The following is an 18114-nucleotide window of genomic DNA, read 5'->3' as shown; positions in this document are numbered from 1 at the left end:
GATGGCTGTAAACAGAAAACCCGAGGCGGATCGGTTGCCGATTTCGCAACGTATCGACAGCCGGATGCCAAATCCGGGGCGCCGCGGCATGACGCCGACAGACTGGGCCATCAAAGGTGAATTGTTTCTAAACTGCTCATGCACCGTGTTTTGCCCCTGCGTTGTGAGCCTTGGTGCCCACCCGCCCACAGAAGGGCATTGTCATGCCTGGATGGCGATTGCCATTGATGAAGGGCACTATGAGGGCGAAGACCTGTCAGATCTGAATGTGGGTCTTCTGGTCGATATTCCGGGCCGTATGGGCGAAGGAAACTGGAAGGTTGCAGCCTATGTAGATGAACGGGCAAGCGACAAAGCCTACAACGGTATTTTGCAGATTTTCTCAGGCGCCGCGGGCGGCACCACGGGTCTGTTTACGATGCTGGTGTCCGAGATCATCGGGGCCGAACGTGCGCCGGTTGAGATTGTGCGCGATGGCAACAAACGTTCCATCATGATTGGCCGCAAAATCCAGGGCGAGATTGAAATGCTTGCCGGCAAAGACAAAGACCATCCGGTGATGGTATCCAATTCCAAATACTGGATGGGGCCGGATATTATTGCGGCCAAAGGTCTGAAATCTAAGGTCCGTGACTACGGTCGTGTTTGGGATTTTGACGGTATGTCGGCAGAGATTTGCCCGATTGACTGGAAAGGCCCCAAGCCGTGATTGATCCGGCCTATGTTCAACTGATGTCACGCTATAATGCCTGGCAAAACAGTCAGTTATCATCGACACTTGATGCGATGACTACAGATGAATTGATGTTGGATCGTGGCGCATTTTTCGGATCAATTCTTGGTACGTTAAACCATCTTATGTGGGGTGACATGCTGTGGATGAACCGCTTCGATCCGGCGTTGCCTGCGCCTTTCGGCGGTGTGGATGACAGCAAGACCCTGCATCCTACGTTGGCCGCATGGAGCGCTGAACGGTTTCGTCTGGACGGGCGTTTGACCCTATGGGCTTCCAAATTGAAATCTGTGGATCTTCACGGTGATCTGACCATGTTCAGCCGTGTCCTGGGTCAAGAGGTTTCCAAATCGATGGGGGAGTGTGTGGTGCATTTCTTCAATCACCAGACCCATCACCGGGGTCAGGTTCACGCAATGCTGACTGCCGCTGGATATAATGCGCCAGTCAGCGATCTTTTCTTTTTACCAAAGGACTAAAAGTATGGCCATCATTTCGCCATCGCGTCGGCTGCGCCGGACGCCCTTTTCTGACGGGGTAGAGGCTGCGGGCGTCAAAGCTTACACCGTTTACAATCGTATGTTGCTGCCAACGGTTTTTGAAAGCGTTGAAGCCGATTATCGCCACCTTAAGGACCATGTTCAGGTTTGGGACGTGGCGGTTGAGCGTCAGGTCGAGTTGCGCGGCCCGGACGCAGGGCGATTGATGCAAATGCTGACCCCACGAGATTTGCGCCGTATGCTGCCCGGGCAGTGCTACTATGTGCCGATTGTTGATGAAACGGGCGGCATGTTGAACGATCCCGTGGCTGTGAAGCTGGCGGAAGATCGTTGGTGGATTTCTATTGCCGACAGCGACTTGCTGTTGTGGGTCAAGGGCATTGCCAACGGCTACCGTCTGGATGTTCTGGTGGACGAGCCCGATGTCAGTCCGCTGGCTATTCAGGGCCCCAAGTCCGAAGATTTGTTGTCCCGTGTTTTCGGCGACCGCATTCGTGACATACGCTTTTTCAAGTTTGATATGTTCCAGTTCGAAGGGCAGGATCTGGCCATCGCGCGGTCGGGGTATTCCAAGCAGGGCGGGTTTGAGATCTACGTCGAGAATGGCGAGGTCGGCATGCCGCTTTGGAATGCCTTGTTTGCAGCGGGTGAAGATTTGAACGTGCGCGCCGGCTGCCCCAACGGGATCGAGCGGATCGAGGGTGGACTGCTGTCTTATGGCAACGATATGACCGATGACAACACGCCACATGAATGTGGGTTGGGCCGCTTCTGCGATACTCAGACTGCGATTGGGTGTATTGGTCGCGATGCTTTGTTGCGCGTGGCCAAAGAAGGTCCCGTACAGCAGGTGCGCGCCATTTCCATTGGTGGTGACCCTGTGCCGGGCTGCGATCGGGCTTGGCCGCTTTACGCCGGTGGCAAAAAGCGCGGGCAGGTCACGTCTGCGGCTTGGTCCCCGGACTTCAAGACCAATGTGGCTATTGGTATGGTGCGGATGACCCATTGGGACGAAGGCACCGAGCTGGAAGTGGAAACGCCGGACGGGATGCGCCCAGCCGTGGTGCATGAAACCTTCTGGATTTGAATTTTACCTCTGCCGGACCCTCCGGGGGAGGTTTATTTTGCGAGATGAAGCAAGGGGTTGGTCCCCGGAACGGAGAATATGATGTTTGATGCACTGGTTTTGACGCAAGACGAGGAAGGCAAAGCGACAGCAGCTGTTCAACAGCTGTCTGTTGATGACTTGCCAAGCGGCGATGTGGTTGTTGCGGTCGAATATACAACTGTGAACTACAAAGACGGTCTGTGCTTATCCCCCAAAGGCGGCGGTTTGGTGCGCCAATACCCGCATGTGGGTGGCATCGATTTTGCTGGCACCGTCGAAAGCTCTGACGATGACCGCTATAAGCCGGGCGATAAGGTTGTTCTGACCGGCTGGCGTGTTGGCGAAGTCCATTGGGGCGGCTATGCCCAAAAGGCCCGTGTGAAAGCAGATTGGCTTGTGCCGCTGCCAGACGGTTTGGACACACGTCAGGCGATGGCTGTGGGCACGGCAGGCTTTACGTCGATGCTGTCTGTGATGGCTTTGGAAGACCATGGCATCAAAGACGGTCCCGTTCTGGTCACAGGCGCTGCGGGTGGCGTGGGTTCGGTGGCTGTCGCTATTCTGGCGGCATTGGGTCACGATGTTGCTGGCGTCACCGGGCGTCCAGAGACTGGCGATTATCTGAAGTCTTTGGGGGCGACCCAGATCGTGCCGCGTGAAGATCTGAATGAAACCGTCAAGCGTCCGCTTGAGGGCGAAACATGGGGTGGTTGCGTCGACGCCGTGGGCGGCGAAATGCTGGCGCGCGTGCTGGGGCAAATGCAATACGGCGCGTCGGTGGCCTCTGTTGGTCTTGCTGGCGGCGCGGGTCTGCCTGCGACGGTCATTCCGTTCTTGTTGCGCGGCGTGAACTTGCTGGGCATCGACAGTGTCATGCAGCCATACGACAACCGTTTGCGGGCCTGGAAACGCATCGCGGCTGATCTGCCCATGGATAAGCTGGAAGCGATGGTGCAACCTGCGACCCTTTCGGATTTGCCAAAATTGGCTGCAGACATCCTACAAGGCCAAGTCAAAGGCCGCGTTGTCGTAGACGTCAACGCCTGATCACACTAAGAGGGGCTTCGACACCAGATTGGAGCCCCTTATGACCACCTACGACGACCAGAATATTTTTGCCAAGATCCTCCGTGGTGAAATCCCGAATTTCACGGTCTATGAGGACGATGACACATTGTGTTTCATGGACATTATGCCCCGCACAAAAGGGCACTGTCTGGTGATCCCGAAAACCCCATGTGTGAACTTGCTTGATGCAAGCCCGGCGCAATTGGCCGCGTGTATGAAAACTGCAAATCTAGTCGCCAATGCTGCCAAAACAGCGTTTGCAGCGGATGGCATCACGCTGTGGCAATTCTCTGAGGCTGCAGGTGGGCAGGAAGTGTTCCACCTTCATTTCCACATCCATCCGCGACATGCAGGTGTGCCGATCACCGGACCGGGGGTGATGGGTGATATGGATGAAATCAAAGCCAATGCCGAGAAAATTAAGGCAGTATTGTAAGGTTTCCGCGGCTTTGTCGTAAGACTTCTGGCAGTTAAGCCGAACCGCGCAAAAGAAAAAGGTGCCAGATTGCTCTGGCACCTTTCGTTTTTCATGCAAGGTATTGTTGCAATGTCAGCTTTTAGTTGTCGCGACGTGCATCATTGTAAAGTGCTTTGGTCAGCGACAGCACCATGCCCACCATGATGATGGTAAAGGGCAATGCGCCGATAATCATCGCATTTTGCAACGCGGACAATCCGCCGCCACCCGCAAGCAGCAACGTCCCGATGACCAACGTCAGGATCACGCCCCAGATAATACGGTGGAACACACCGGTTTCTTCTGCGCCACCGGACATGATGGTGTTCATCACCAAAATACCCGAGTCAGCGGACGTCACCAAGAAAGTCATAATCAGGACAACACACATGATGATGATTGCTTGCAAGAAGCCACCGGACAACATTTGCTCAAGTGTTACGAACAGTTTGGCAGAGTTAGACGCACCAACGATGGACGCTTTGGCCGCTTCGTCTGTCAAAGACAGATCGATCGCTGTACCACCCAAAATCGTCATCCATGCAAAGCAGACCAACGATGGAGCAATCACTGCACCAAGAACGAATTCACGCACGGAACGGCCTTTGGAAATGCGGGCCAGAAACAAGCCAACAAATGGCGAGAACGCGATCCACCAAGCCCAATAGAACGTGGTCCAACCTGCTTGCCAGCCGAATTGACGCCCTTCATTACCAGCTTCGTATGCTGCAGCGATGTCTGCTTCTGACAGGGCTGCTGCTGCTGCTGGAAGACCTTCAGTGAAGCCACCAAGGCTGCCCCAAGGACCTGTTGCGCTGCTGTAAACCGACGCCAGATCTTCAGCACCCAATGCTTGCACAGAGGCGGGCGCTGCTGCTGTGAATTCTTCAAGTGACATTGGCGAATAGGCGCCAAAACTCATTTGAACGAAATTCAGGATGTAGTCGACAAAGGATGTTGCATATGTGGTCATTGCAAAGATGAACGATCCGAAAATGATGAACGTCAGCAGCAAGATCAGAGACAAAACCAGGTTCAGGTTCGAAAGGTATTTCACGCCGCGGCCAACGCCGGATACAGCGGAAACGATGGACATGCCCATGATCAGAACCAACGCCACGATCAAGCCGGTTTTGGTTGCAACGGGTGTTTCACCTGTTGTGTCCATCATCCAGCCTGCGCCTGTGATTGAATAGACGCCATCAACCAACTGGCTGACGCCAAAGCCGATTGTCACGGATACGCCCAAGATCGTTGCAACAACACCCAAGACATCAATGATGTGGCCAAAAAATCCGTTGGCAAAACGGCCGATCAGAGGCGTCAGTGCGGAACGGATAGTAAGTGGCATGTCACGTGTATAGGCGTAGTAGGCCAAGCTAAGACCCGTCACAACATAGATGGCCCATGCGTGGAAGCCGTAGTGCAAAAACGTGTAACGGTACGCAGATTGAAGCGCGTCTTCTGAATTGCCTGCAACGGCACCGGAAACAACCAATGGGTTTGATCCCCAAAGGCCCAAAGGTTCCGCTGTTGCAAATGTCATAAGTCCGACGCCCAAACCGGCGCCAAACATCATAGAGAACCATGAAAAGTTGGAAAATTCCGGTTTTTGACCTGCAACGCCCAACGTGCGGCGGCCTGTCGAGGGGATCAAAGCGACAACAAATAAGAAGAATGCAAACACGCCAACTGCGATGATGTAAAAGACGTTGAAACTTTTCAACAATGTGCCGTTGACATAGGACAGCATTTCGCCTGCACCAACGGGAAAGACGAGTGCCCAGAGTACCAGCAGAACCATACTGATTTTTGATATTAAGGCGATAGGAAGGCTATAGCCTTCATAAAATCCAGAGTCTTGAGTGTTAATCTCAAGCTCTGTAAACGGCGGTTTGATTGACATTGTGTTCCCTCGTTGTTGATCATTCAGATCTATTTTTGGTATTTGTTTTGTCCGGCTCGTGTGCTTTTGCCTTGCAGACAACACCAAGGTGCTAGGTTTTCAAGAGCCAAGACACACGCGTGGTCATTGTAAAAGATTACTTCATCAATGAAAGGGAAGTTTGCGACGCTTAGTTGCTGAAAAACGGGCAAGGGTGCAGATTTTTGATCCCCTAAGTCTCGCTTTATAACGGAATTGCCGTTTTACATGTTGCCACGTATGGTCATTTAAGCAGACGTTTATAACGCCAAGGGAAAGACACCTGACCATGATGCTTGATTCGGCTTTCGTAAGATCACAATTTCCAGCCTTTCAGGAGCCGTCGTTGCAAGGACAGGCGTTCTTTGAAAACGCGGGCGGGTCCTATACTTGTGGTGCTGTTATTGACCGGCTCACACGCTTTTATACGCAACGCAAAGTGCAACCTTATGCCCCTTATGACGCCAGCCTTTTGGGGGGGGCCGAAATGGACGAGGCGCGCACCCGCATGTCTGCCATCTTGGGCGTTGATGCGGACGAGCTGAGCTTTGGCCCCTCAACCACCCAAAACACATATGTTCTGGCACAGGCCTTTGGCCAAATGATGCAAGCCGGTGAGGCTGTGATCGTGACCAATCAGGATCACGAGGCCAACACAGGTCCGTGGCGCAGGCTGGCGGACCGCGGCATCGAGATCCGCGAATGGAAGATTGACCCCGAAACGGGTGAATTGAACCCAGAGGATCTGGAAAACCTGTTGGATGACAAAGTGCGTCTTGTGTGTTTTCCCCATTGTTCCAACGTCGTGGGGCATATCAATCCCGTTGTGGAAATCACCGCTTTGGCCCATGCTGCTGGGGCTTTTGTATGTGTGGATGGCGTGTCTTATGCCCCGCACGGCTTTCCGGATGTGGGCAACCTTGGGCCGGATATCTATCTGTTTTCCAGCTATAAAACCTATGGACCGCATCAGGGTCTTATGGTGATCCGCCGCGCATTGGGGGACTTGTTGCCCAATCAGGGGCATTTCTTCAACGCGGACAAACTGTACAAGCGCTTTACCCCCGCGGGTGAGGACCACGCGCAGCAGGCGGCCTGTGCGGGCATGGCGGATTACGTGGACGCGCTTTATGACCATCACGCCGAAGACGCCGTGTCGCCCACGCAAAGGGGGCGTTTTGTGCATGATCTGATGCGGGCGCGTGAAGTCACACTGTTGCAGCCTTTGCTGGATGCGGTGGCCGCGCGAAACTCTGTCCGTTTGATCGGGCCGTCAGACGCATCTGTGCGTGCGCCCACTGTGGCGTTGGCGCTTGAAGATGCCGCTGAACCCGTGGCCGCCAAACTGGCCACGCATGGGATCATGGCAGGGGGCGGTGACTTTTACGCTGTGCGTGCCTTGTCCGCGATGGGGGTGGACGCCGAAAACAAGGGTGTACTGCGCCTGAGTTTTACCCACTACACAAGTGACGCGGAAATGGACCAATTGTTGACCGCTTTGGACGATGTTTTATCGTGACTTTTACGTGATCTGTGATCCAGCGCTTATGCACAGTCGTATTTCTTTGAAAGACTGGACCACGAGAGCTTTATGAGCAATTCAAAACCCACATTGGTATGGCTGCGTCGGGATTTACGCCTAAGCGACCACCCTGCGCTGCTGGCTGCCTGCGAAAACGGTGGCGCGGTGATCCCTGTGTTTATTCACGATGATACTGTCGACGCGTTGGGGGCTGCCCCCAAGTGGCGTTTGGGGCTTGGGCTGGGCCATTTGGCTGAGGCGCTGCATGCCAAAGGCAGCCAGCTGATCTTGCGCAAAGGCGACGCCCTAGAGGTGTTGCGTGATCTTATACGCGAAACCGGGGCAGGGGCTGTGCATTGGACCCGCCTTTATGACCCGGATGCCGTGGCACGCGATACTGCTGTGAAAGCCGCACTGAAAGAGGATGGCGTCGACGCAAAAAGCTTTGCGCGTCATGTGATGTTTGAACCCTGGACCGTCGAAACAAAGACGGGCGGGTATTACAAAGTCTATACGCCGTTTTGGAATATGGTGAAGGGCCGCGACGTGGCAGCACCTTTGCCGGCACCCAAAAACATGCCTGCGCCACACACATGGCCCGAAAGCGATAATTTGGACGACTGGCAGATGGGCGCCGCAATGCGCCGTGGCGCAGATGTTGTCCGCCCCCATGTGCGTTTGGGCGAGGCGGCGGCACAGGACCGTTTGGACCATTTCATCACGCATCTGGCCCAAGGCTACAACGAGGGCCGCGACCAGCCTTGGAAAGATGGCACATCCAATCTAAGCGAAAATCTGGCCTTGGGCGAAATCAGCCCCTATCAGTGCTGGCATGCGGGGCGACGCGCGATGCACGAAGGCAAACAGGGGGCAGAAACCTTTTTGAAAGAACTGGTTTGGCGCGAATTTGCGTACCACCTGATGCACCACACCCCCCGTATTCTGGACAGCAATTGGAAAGAAGCATGGGATGCTTTCCCGTGGAACACGGATGAAAACCACGCCGAAGTCAAAGCATGGAAGCAGGGCCGCACGGGAATCCAGTTTGTGGACGCGGCGATGCGTGAAATGTACGTAACGGGCCGCATGCACAACCGTGGTCGTATGATCGTGGCAAGCTACCTGACAAAACACCTGCTATGTGACTGGAAAATTGGCCAGAAATGGTTTGAGGCCTGTTTGATCGATTGGGACCCTGCCGCCAATGCAATGGGCTGGCAATGGTCCGCCGGATCAGGGCCAGACGCGACGCCCTATTTCCGCGTGTTCAACCCCGTTACACAGTTGGACAAGTTCGACAAACAGCGCGATTACGTGAGCCGTTGGATCGCTGAGGGCCGCAAGAATGTGCATGATGATGCACGTTCTTATTTTGATGCGATTCCAAAGGCTTGGGGCCTGAAAGTGGATGATACTTACCCGTCCCCCATCGTTCCTGCGGACGAGGGACGCAAACGGGCGCTAAGTGCCTATGAAAACAGAGACTTCTAATTCAAAAATGACGAACAGACGCTTGTGTTGACACTTGGTGTCAATGTAAGTTGACACAAACGCGAAAAGCGAAACGGGGAATGTGAATGATTTTGACGACAACGGACGGGCAGCGCGGTTTGCCCCGCTACTTCACGCGCGTATTCGCAATGGTGCAAGACATGAACAATGGCCGTTTGGACTTTGTTATGCCCGATGGGCGGGTGTTTCGGGCCGATGGCAAGAACCCCGGGCCCGTTGCCACAGTCGAGATACACAATGGCGATGTGTTTGGCCGCCTGATCCGCGAAGGTGATCTGGGGTTTTGTGATGCCTACCTTGATGAATGGTGGAGCACGCCCGACCTGCAGGCTTTCATGGATTTGATTCACGCCGACAACGAAGGTATCTATGACGGCTTTCCTGGCGCTGGACTGGTGCGCTGGTTTGAAAAGTTCCGCTTCTGGTTGCAGCGCAATCACAAAGACCAAGCCCGCAAGAATATCTCGTATCACTATGATTTGGGCAATGAATTCTATGGTCTTTGGCTGGACGAAACGATGACGTATTCCTCGGCGCTCTTTGAAACTGGACAGGAAAGCCATGAGGCGGCGCAATGGGCGAAATATGCCCTCATGGTTGACCAGATGGGCGTTAAACCCGGTGATCATGTCCTGGAAATCGGCTGCGGCTGGGGTGGGTTTGCCGAATACGCCGCCAAAGAACGCGGGCTGAAAGTGACTGGTCTGACCATCAGTGAAGAACAGTTTAACTACGCCAGAGAACGCATTGAAAAGGAAGGTCTTTCGGAATTGGTCGACTTCAAGCTGCAAGACTACCGAGACGAGAAAGGCACCTATGACGGCATCGCCAGTATCGAGATGTTCGAAGCTGTGGGCGAAAAATACTGGCCGGTCTACTTTGAAACAGTGCGCGAGCGTCTAAAGCCGGGCGCAAATGCAACATTGCAGATCATCACCGTGCAGGATCGCCGGTGGGACGTGTATCGTCGTGGTGTGGATTTCATCCAGAAATACATTTTTCCGGGCGGCATGCTGCCCAGCCCCGCCGCGCTGCGCGAGCAAGTTGTCAAAGCGGGTCTCGCCGTCGAAAAGTCGGTGGAATTTGGCCAAAGCTACAACATCTCGCTGCGCCGTTGGCATGAGACTTTCAACGAAAAATGGGACCAAATCGCGGAAATGGGCTTTGATGACCGGTTTCGCCGGATGTGGAATTTTTATCTGACCTCTTGCGCGTCCACCTTTGAAAGTGCCAACTGTGACGTAACACAGATCACTATTAAAAGACCCGGCTAATGCAAACCACATACGAGCACCAAGATGCCTGATGGAGCAAAACTAACTGCGGCCATCCTGTTGGGGGCGCTTGGCTTTATTCTGTCGGATATGATCCGCGCATTGATGGAAGAAGATATGAACTTTGGCTACTTCAACTACGTCAATGTTTTGCTTGGTGTGGTTGTCGGATGGTCTTTGGTGGGGCGGCGTGCGGGCAGGGGGCTGACCTTTGCGATCAATAACGGGTTTACCGGCGTTGTTTCCTTGGTCTTTCTTGGTCTTTTTGTGCAAGGCGTCAACGAAATGCTCAGACTTGCCTTGCGCAACCGCTATGACAATGCGTTCGAGGCGTTGATTGCTGTGGTTGAGCTGATGATGGAATACGCGCTGGTTATGGCCACGATACCAATTGCGGTTGTGGTTGTGTTGGGCGGCATCATTGCGGGCCTGTGCACCGAAGTCGCATGGCATCGTTGGCGCTGACAGATGAAAAACCTGTTTGTTTACGGCACGTTGCGACATGTTCCGTTGTTGGAAATTGTTCTTGGGCGGCCAGCTGCTGACATCCGCTATGACACTGCAATTTTACCGGACCATTCGGTGTTCAGTGCGCAAGAGGGTGCATTTCCGCTGATCAAATCCGCACCCGGAGATGATGCGCGCGGGTTGCTTTTGATTGATCTGTCAGATGACGATTTGGCCCGTCTGGATTTCTATGAAGGCGGATACGGCTATGAATTGCGCACCAAGTGGCTGCGCAACGGGCGCACCGCCGAAATCTATTTTCCACCTGAAGAAGGCGTCACTGCAGGCGCCCTTTGGGTACTCAGCCAGTGGGCGGATCATTGGGCTGAGTTGACCTGTATCGCAGCCCGTGAGGTCATGAGTTACTTTGGGACACGCACCCCCGAAACCATCGTTCAGATGTATCCGATGATCAGGGCGCGTGCAGCGTCGCAGATTGCGGCCCGTGATGTTCGTCACGGCGGTGGCACTTTGAACGGTGTCGTGGATGTTATGGACCGTACGCGCATTTATTCAGATTTCTTCGCTTTGGATGCTTTGACGCTAAGCCACGAAAAATTCCGCGGGGGCATGTCCAACACGTTGCAGCGGGCGGTGTTCATTGGTGCAGATGCTGCGATTGTGCTGCCCTACGATCCAATCCGCGATTGCGTGTTGCTGGTGGAACAGTTGCGTGTCGGACCAATCGGGCGCGGTGATGCTGTTGCGTGGCAATACGAACCCATTGCAGGTCGTGTGGACGCAGGCGAACAGCCAATGGACTGTGCGCGCCGTGAAGCGCAAGAAGAGGCGGGGTTGGTTCTGGATGTGCTTGAACCTATTGCAGAAGGCTACCCGTCGCCCGGAACGTCTTCTGAATTCTTCTACGTCTACGTCGGGGTCACTGATTTGTCTGAATACGTGACTGGCGTGTCCGGGTTGGACACTGAAAACGAAGACATTCGAACCCATATCCTGACATTTGACGCACTGATGACACTGGTACAAGACCGGGCCGCCGCCAATATCCCGTTGTCGCTGTGTGCCTATTGGTTGGCCCATAACAGGGATCGTTTACGCGCAAATCTCTAGCGTATCTCGCACCCCTTTGTACCGCCGTGCCTTGAGGTCTACGGGACTCGTCGCTACACCAATCCAGACCATTGAATTCTGACCACCCGGGAGAGATATTATGCGCATTGCAACAAACCTTGCAGAGGCCATTGGAAAGACCCCTTTGGTGCGGTTGAACCAAGCCAGTGCTGCGACCGGATGTGAAATTCTGGGCAAAGCCGAATTTATGAACCCCGGCCAGTCGGTCAAGGATCGCGCCGCCTTGTTCATCATCAAAGATGCGATCGCGCGCGGTGACTTGAAACCGGGCGGCACGATCGTCGAGGGAACGGCTGGCAACACAGGCATCGGTCTGGCCCTTGTTGGCGCGTCCATGGGATTTAAAACCGTGATCGTCATTCCCGAAACCCAGTCTGAAGAAAAGAAGGATATGTTGCGTTTAGCGGGGGCCGAACTGGTCGAAGTACCTGCGGCGCCCTATCGCAATCCGAACAATTTTGTGCGTTATTCGGGACGGCTGGCTGCTGAACTTGCAAAAACAGAACCAAATGGTGCCATTTGGGCAAACCAGTTTGATAATACTGCAAACCGGCAAGCTCACATTGAAACGACGGGTCCAGAGATCTGGGAACAGACCGGCGGCAAGGTTGACGGCTTTATCTGTGCAGTTGGTTCAGGTGGTACATTGGCCGGCGTCGCGGAATTTTTGCAGCCCAAAGGTGTGAAGATCGGGTTGGCGGACCCCGATGGTGCGGCGCTGTACAATTTCTACACATCGGGTGAGTTAAAAATGACGGATGGCGGATCGATCAATGAAGGGATCGGGCAAGTGCGCATCACCGAGAACCTCAAAGACCTGAAACCCGACTTTTCCTACAACATCCACGATTCCGAAGCCCTGCCTGTTGTTTTTGACATTCTGGAACACGAAGGCCTGTGTCTGGGCGGCTCCTCTGGGGTGAATGTCGCAGGTGCCATGCGTTTGGCACGGGATTTAGGCCCCGGGCATACCATCGTGACCATCTTGTGTGATTTTGGAACGCGTTATCAGTCCAAACTGTTCAATCCTGCGTTTTTGCGTGAAAAAGGTTTACCCGTGCCGGAATGGCTGGAACGTGGCGCGTCTGATTTGCCCAGCATGTTTGAGGACGTTTGATGGTCCGTTTCCTGACCGCGCTGTGTTTGGGGGTATTCCTAAGTGTATCTGGCCCGATGGGCGGACCAGAGGCATTTGCGCAAACCACAGTGCAGTCAACACCTGACTATGCGGCGTGGGAAAGGGTTGCCACACGTGCTGAAGCCGCGCTTGAAAGCGGGAAAGCGTCTGACGCTGCATTCGGGGTGCTGCGTCAGGATATTGTGAATTGGCGTACCCAGTTTCAGGCGCAACTGTCTGCGAACAACAGCCGCATCAATACTTTGAACGAACAAATTGCAGCCCTTGGCCCAGCCCCTGAAGAAGGCAGCAGCGAAGCGGCTGAAATCGGGGTACGCCGCAATGAATTGCAACGCCAGCTTGAAGTTTTAACCACCCCCCGCCGGACTGCCGAAGAGGCGTTCAGCCGTGCAAATGGCCTTGTGTCTGAAATTGACAAAATTATCCGTGCACGCCAGTCTGATGAATTGCTGCGCAAAGGCCCTGTTCCCTTGGACCCAAGCCTTTGGAACAACGCACTGCGCGACCTGCGCGTATCTTTGACAGGCTTGTGGGATGGTGTGACATCCGCTTTCTCAAACCCGACGGCACGTGCAAACGCGCAAAACAATCTGCCGTTGATCATGATCTTGTTCGTCGCTGCAACCGTGTTGTTGTTGCGGTCGCGCACATGGAGCGAACAATTCGCTGTTCGGATCCAAGCCCGTGAAACCCAGGCAAGCGCCGGTTTTACCGGGTTTGTCGTGTCCTTGGGTCAGATATTGTTCCCGATTTTGGGCATATTTGCTTTGATGCAGGCCTTGGATGCGACAGGTTTTTATGGCCCGCGCGGAGACATGCTGATCAGCAGCTTGCCCATCGTCGGTGTGATCATATTCTCGTCGCGTTGGCTGGGCAGCCGCATTTTCGCCAAAGCGAAAGAAGTCGAAACCCCAATGGGGCTTGGCCCGAAACGCCGCTGGGAAGGGCGCGTCTATGCGATGCTTTTGGGCATCATTCTTGCATTGCGCTTTTTGCTGGAAGGCCTCAGCGATTTTGATCGTCACAGTCTGGAAACAACGGCTGTTCTTGATTTTCCATTGATCGCTCTGGCGGGCATAATTTTGTTCCGTATCGGCCAATTGCTGCACAAAAGCGATCCATCGAAAAGCACATTGTCAGCAGAAGGCTCGTATCGCAGTCAGGTGGTGCCGCTGCTGTCCAAGGCCTCTATGATCATCGGTCTCGGGGCGCCTATTTTGGCCATCATCGGATATTCTGGTGCTGCGCTGGCCCTGATCTATCCGGCCATTTTGTCATTGGCGTTGTGTGGTGCCATCACGCAAATTAATGAGGCCGTGCGTGATTTGTTTGCGTTCTTTTCCCCTTCGGTCAACCCGTCCGAGGCGCTGCTGCCGACATTGATCAATTTCTTCCTGTTGGTTCTGACCTTGCCGGTCTTTGCCTTGATTTGGGGCGCACGTCTGACCGATCTTACAGAGCTGTGGTCGCGGTTTCGCAACGGGGTCTCGATAGGCGATACAACCATCAGCCCGGGCAGTTTCATTACGTTGATCGTTGTCTTTATGATCGGCTATTTTCTGACACGCGCTGTGCAGGGCACGATGAAGAACAACCTTTTGCCCAAAACGAAACTGGATCCAGGTGCTCAGGTGGCGATGGTGTCCGGTTTGGGATATGTGGGGATATTTCTGGCAGCGTTGATTGCAATTACGTCTGCGGGCATTGATCTGTCTTCTTTGGCGATTGTGGCCGGGGCGTTGTCGGTGGGCATCGGTTTTGGTTTGCAAAACATTGTGTCCAACTTTGTATCCGGGATCATATTGCTGATCGAACGTCCCATTTCGGAAGGGGACTGGATCCAAGTTGGCGGTCAAATGGGATACGTCCGCGATATCTCTGTACGCTCCACGCGCATCGAAACATTTGATCGTACCGATGTGATTGTGCCCAACGCGGATTTGGTGTCGGGAACCGTCACAAATTACACCCGTGGCAATACGATCGGGCGTTTGATTGTGCCTGTGGGCGTGGCTTACGGAAACGACACCCGGCGCATCGAAGAGATATTGCGCGAAATCGCAGGTGCACATCCGATGGTGCTGGCAAATCCGGCGCCAGCGGTCGTCTTTTCGGGGTTTGGCGCAGATTCACTTGATTTCGAAATTCGCGTTATCTTGCGGGACGTCAATTGGATGTTGTCGGTAAAAAGCGAAATGAACCACCAGATTGCGGAACGCTTTGCGACCGAAAACATCGAGATACCATTTGCACAACGTGACATCTGGTTGCGCAATCCTGAGGCTTTGAAAGGCGACGGCACATGACTGATCCACTGTTTCGCAATGACGCCTATCTACGCGAGGCGCAGGGCCGCGTGATCGCCCACACCGCTGAGGGTGGTGTGGTGCTGGATGCTTCGCTGTTTTATCCCACAGGCGGCGGGCAACCCGGTGACAGTGGTGTGTTGGTGTGGGACGGACAACATTTGCCAATCGCCACAACCGTCAAAGGGGATAAAGAACAGATCGTTATGGTTCCCGCCGAACCCCGTGCATTGCCGCCTGTAGGGGCGACTGTGGTCCAACAACTGGACTGGGAGCGCCGCTACAAACACATGCGCGTGCACACGGCGTTGCATCTGTTGTCTGTGACCTTGCCTTACGGGGTCACAGGCGGGTCGATCAGTGCCACACATGGCCGTTTGGACTTTGACATGGCCGATGCGCCGGAAAATCGTGACGTGATCGAACAGGCGTTGAACACTTTTGTTGATATGGATGTGGTTGTCAGCGAAGACTGGGTTGATCAGGCTGTGTTGAATGCAACCCCCGAACTGGTCAAAACCATGTCTGTGCAGCCGCCACGCGGGGCAGGGCGCGTGCGACTGGTCCGTATCGGTTCGGGTTCAGACCAGATTGATTTGCAGCCCTGTGGTGGCACCCATGTGGCACGCACAGGCGAAATCGGCAGCCTGCGTTTGGGCAAGATCGAGAAAAAAGGCCGGATGAACCGGCGCGTTTATCTGCATCTTGACGATTGATGACTTTGGGTGCGTTTTGCCTCTTGCAAAGCGGTGCAAGGGCTTGCTAAACGCACCCCAACGGACAGGTGGCCGAGTGGTCGAAGGCGCACGCCTGGAAAGTGTGTAGGCGGGAGACCGTCTCCAGGGTTCGAATCCCTGTCTGTCCGCCATTTACCTCTCATGAAAATCTAGACCATTATTGCTTGAACCTAGCGCCCCGTTCCAAGACAGTTCGGTAGCGTACGTGGGGCATGCAAATGCCCTTCGGATTTCTACACAAACTGCCTTGAGAATAGAGATCAGCGCATCATCTTTCAGCTTTGCTCAATCATGAAGGCATCAAAAAACTGCGCCAGGTCTGCATGCGCTGCAACAGGCAAAATCGAGGCGACATGCTGGTCAGGCCGTACGATCACGACGCAGCCGTGATCACGGTCAATTCCGCGAAGATCGTAGACGTCGTTTCCGTCCTGCGCGTGGAACACTTTTTCGTAGTCCCGCAAACCGTATTTGCCCTTCGCCGGCCACAGTTGATCATGCAGATCGTGCATGGACAAATCTGATTGCTGGAAAATTGCATAGGTATCGATGACCGCATCACAATCGGCACCTGTCGGCGTATATCTCTTCACAGGCGAAGTGGCGTCGTTTGCTAGAAAATCGATCAGTTTATAGGCCTCTGATGACGTCTGTGTCGGATCTTGTGTTCCACCAAACACAAAAATGCGCCAGCGCCCGTCTGCTTTGACCAGATGACCCAAATGCTGGTGTCCGCCATCCGCCACGCGCGACACTTTGACCGAATGGAACCGCTGGCCGATTTTGAAACCTGTTGCCAGATGTTGGTTGTCTTGACCGGTGCAAATGTAGGACGGAAAATATTCGATGGACGTGCCGCTAACGAAACCGCTTTGACGTTTCATGAAAGCTTCAATCTTGGCAGTGTCGACCTTTGCTTGTTGTGACGCATCGCCCGCGGTGGGGCGCGTGGCCACAATTTTGGACAGCTCCTTGTCTGCGTTGATCAGCTGGTTTGCCACTTTGCGGCGTTCGGTGCTGTAGGTCGCCAGCAAGGCAGGTTTGCTTTTGCCCTGTAGAACGGCAGCCATTTTCCAGCCCAGATTGAAGGTATCAGGCAGGGATGTGTTCAGGCCCCAACCCCCTTTAGGGCTGTGGGTGTGGCACGCATCACCTGCAACAAAAGCACGTGGGATGATGTCATCGGAACGATCAGCGGGACGATTATCAAAACGCTGTGCGAGGCGTTGCCCGACAGAATAGACCGACCACCATGCGACTTCTTTGACATCCAAAGTGTAGGGGTGGAAAATTTTCTGCGCCTTCGCGATGATGTCTACTTCGGTCATCTTTATGTCTGACGCGCGTTTGTCTTTGTCGATCAGGTCAAGCTCAACATAGAAGCGGATCAGATACCCCCCTTCGCGTGGGATCGTCATGACTGCACCATGATCTTTGGACTGGATGAAGCTTTTGACACGGATATCGGGGAAATCCGTGTTCAGCAGAATGTCCATCACGCCCCAAGCCTTGTCGGCGCTGTCCCCCTCAAGTGCAATATCAAGGCTTTTGCGGACGCGGCTGCGCCCCCCGTCAGCGCCAACCGCAAACCGCGCTTTTACCGTTTCGATCTTGTCGCGCCCGGCGTCATCCACCCGTTTGAACGTCGCGGTGATCGGGTGGGCATTCAGGTCTTGGGTCAGGCTTTCATCAATTACCAGATCAAGCAGTTCGCGGCTGTAGTGAGGCCGTAAATTGGTGATCGCATGCGCCATACCATCCAACAAAAGTTCGTGAAGGCGCGCCTGATTAACGATGCCATGTGTGAATTCGGACATGCCAAGGCGCGCGTCAGCGATTTTGTGGGTACGTTTGATGTTTTGGGGGTTGGCCGCATCCGGTTCCCAGAACGTGTTTTGCATCAGCTTATAGGTTTCTTTCTCGACCATTTCACTGCTGTTGAAGGCTTCCATGATTTCGATCGTGCGGCACGAAATGCCGTCGGCACGTCCGAACAACAAAGGACCATCCGCCATGTCCACAATGCAGGTGCTGATGTCTTCAAATTCTGACATCTGGCGGGCCATGGTTAAACCTGCAGGGCCGGTGCCTACGATCAGCACGTCGACCTCAGTTGGCAAATCCTGAATTGGTGGCGTGGGGTAGGCTTTGCGTGCCGCATCGGGAACCTGATAGTTCCCCGGTTTGAACCCATTAAGATGAAATTGCATAGTGCGCCTCTTTTTTCGAAAGCCTT

General features: G+C 54.1%; 15 protein-coding genes and 1 tRNA gene. 14 read left to right on the top strand and 2 right to left on the bottom strand.

Annotated elements, in window-relative coordinates:
- Position 1: 1 nt before the first annotated feature.
- The 5 genes from ABJL60_RS06680 to ABJL60_RS06660 all read left to right on the top strand — a co-directional run bounded on the left by ABJL60_RS06680 (position 2) and on the right by ABJL60_RS06660 (position 3845).
- Positions 2-709: a DUF1326 domain-containing protein gene (locus tag ABJL60_RS06680; protein WP_348373621.1), complete on the top strand. Its 708-nt coding sequence runs from the start codon at positions 2-4 to the stop codon at positions 707-709.
- Complete coding sequence (locus tag ABJL60_RS06675; RefSeq protein ID WP_348373620.1) at positions 706-1212, top strand: DinB family protein; 507 nt, start codon at positions 706-708, stop codon at positions 1210-1212. Before ABJL60_RS06680 ends, ABJL60_RS06675 begins: the two co-directional genes overlap by 4 nt.
- Before the next feature lie 4 nt (positions 1213-1216).
- Positions 1217-2320 carry a dimethylsulfoniopropionate demethylase gene (locus tag ABJL60_RS06670; protein ID WP_348373619.1) on the top strand — a complete coding sequence of 368 codons (1104 nt, stop codon included), beginning with the start codon at positions 1217-1219 and terminating at the stop codon, positions 2318-2320.
- Positions 2321-2401: 81 nt separating this feature from the next.
- Positions 2402-3388 (top strand): acryloyl-CoA reductase, encoded by a 987-nt coding sequence (gene acuI / locus ABJL60_RS06665; RefSeq protein ID WP_348373618.1) that lies wholly within the window; start codon positions 2402-2404, stop codon positions 3386-3388.
- 40 nt (positions 3389-3428) lie between these two features.
- Entirely contained in the window at positions 3429-3845 is a 417-nt protein-coding gene (locus tag ABJL60_RS06660; protein ID WP_348373617.1) for an HIT family protein, read from the top strand.
- 121 nt (positions 3846-3966) lie between these two features.
- Here the strand turns inward: ABJL60_RS06660 and ABJL60_RS06655 are convergent, their stop codons facing one another.
- On the bottom strand, positions 3967-5772 hold the full coding sequence (locus ABJL60_RS06655) for a BCCT family transporter (RefSeq protein WP_348373616.1): 1806 nt from the start codon (positions 5770-5772) through the stop codon (positions 3967-3969).
- A gap of 307 nt (positions 5773-6079) precedes the next feature.
- On the opposite strand from ABJL60_RS06655, the gene ABJL60_RS06650 reads away from it, so the two are divergent.
- The 9 genes from ABJL60_RS06650 (at position 6080) to ABJL60_RS06610 (ending at position 16009) form a co-directional block, all read left to right on the top strand.
- Positions 6080-7309, top strand: a complete 1230-nt coding sequence (locus tag ABJL60_RS06650) for an aminotransferase class V-fold PLP-dependent enzyme (protein ID WP_348285453.1) — start codon at positions 6080-6082, stop codon at positions 7307-7309.
- A 72-nt stretch (positions 7310-7381) separates the two neighbouring features.
- On the top strand, positions 7382-8803 hold the full coding sequence (locus ABJL60_RS06645) for a deoxyribodipyrimidine photo-lyase (RefSeq protein ID WP_348373615.1): 1422 nt from the start codon (positions 7382-7384) through the stop codon (positions 8801-8803).
- Positions 8804-8889: 86 nt separating this feature from the next.
- On the top strand, positions 8890-10098 hold the full coding sequence (locus tag ABJL60_RS06640) for a cyclopropane-fatty-acyl-phospholipid synthase family protein (RefSeq protein WP_348373614.1): 1209 nt from the start codon (positions 8890-8892) through the stop codon (positions 10096-10098).
- A 24-nt stretch (positions 10099-10122) separates the two neighbouring features.
- Positions 10123-10563: a TrgA family protein gene (locus ABJL60_RS06635; RefSeq protein WP_108830093.1), complete on the top strand. Its 441-nt coding sequence runs from the start codon at positions 10123-10125 to the stop codon at positions 10561-10563.
- A 3-nt stretch (positions 10564-10566) separates the two neighbouring features.
- A complete protein-coding gene (locus tag ABJL60_RS06630) occupies positions 10567-11676 on the top strand; it encodes an NUDIX domain-containing protein (RefSeq protein WP_348373613.1) in 1110 nt (369 codons plus the stop codon).
- A gap of 100 nt (positions 11677-11776) precedes the next feature.
- On the top strand, positions 11777-12814 hold the full coding sequence (locus tag ABJL60_RS06625) for a cysteine synthase A (RefSeq protein ID WP_348373612.1): 1038 nt from the start codon (positions 11777-11779) through the stop codon (positions 12812-12814).
- Positions 12814-15141, top strand: coding sequence for a DUF3772 domain-containing protein (locus ABJL60_RS06620; RefSeq protein WP_348373611.1), 2328 nt, complete (start codon positions 12814-12816; stop codon positions 15139-15141). The genes ABJL60_RS06625 and ABJL60_RS06620 overlap by 1 nt, the downstream gene beginning before the upstream one ends.
- Complete coding sequence (locus tag ABJL60_RS06615) at positions 15138-15857, top strand: alanyl-tRNA editing protein (protein ID WP_348373610.1); 720 nt, start codon at positions 15138-15140, stop codon at positions 15855-15857. Before ABJL60_RS06620 ends, ABJL60_RS06615 begins: the two co-directional genes overlap by 4 nt.
- Positions 15858-15919: 62 nt before the next feature.
- Positions 15920-16009: transfer RNA gene (locus ABJL60_RS06610), tRNA-Ser, on the top strand.
- 144 nt (positions 16010-16153) lie between these two features.
- Here ABJL60_RS06610 and ABJL60_RS06605 read toward each other — a convergent pair.
- Positions 16154-18088: an FAD-dependent monooxygenase gene (locus tag ABJL60_RS06605; RefSeq protein WP_348373609.1), complete on the bottom strand. Its 1935-nt coding sequence runs from the start codon at positions 18086-18088 to the stop codon at positions 16154-16156.
- Positions 18089-18114: the final 26 nt, after the last annotated feature.

Origin of the sequence: Ascidiaceihabitans sp., from assembly GCF_039986515.1 — a bacterium.
Classification (GTDB): Bacteria; Pseudomonadota; Alphaproteobacteria; order Rhodobacterales; family Rhodobacteraceae; genus Ascidiaceihabitans.
The sequence above is the reverse complement of the archived record's forward strand: the minus strand, read 5'-3'. Positions and strand labels throughout refer to the sequence as shown.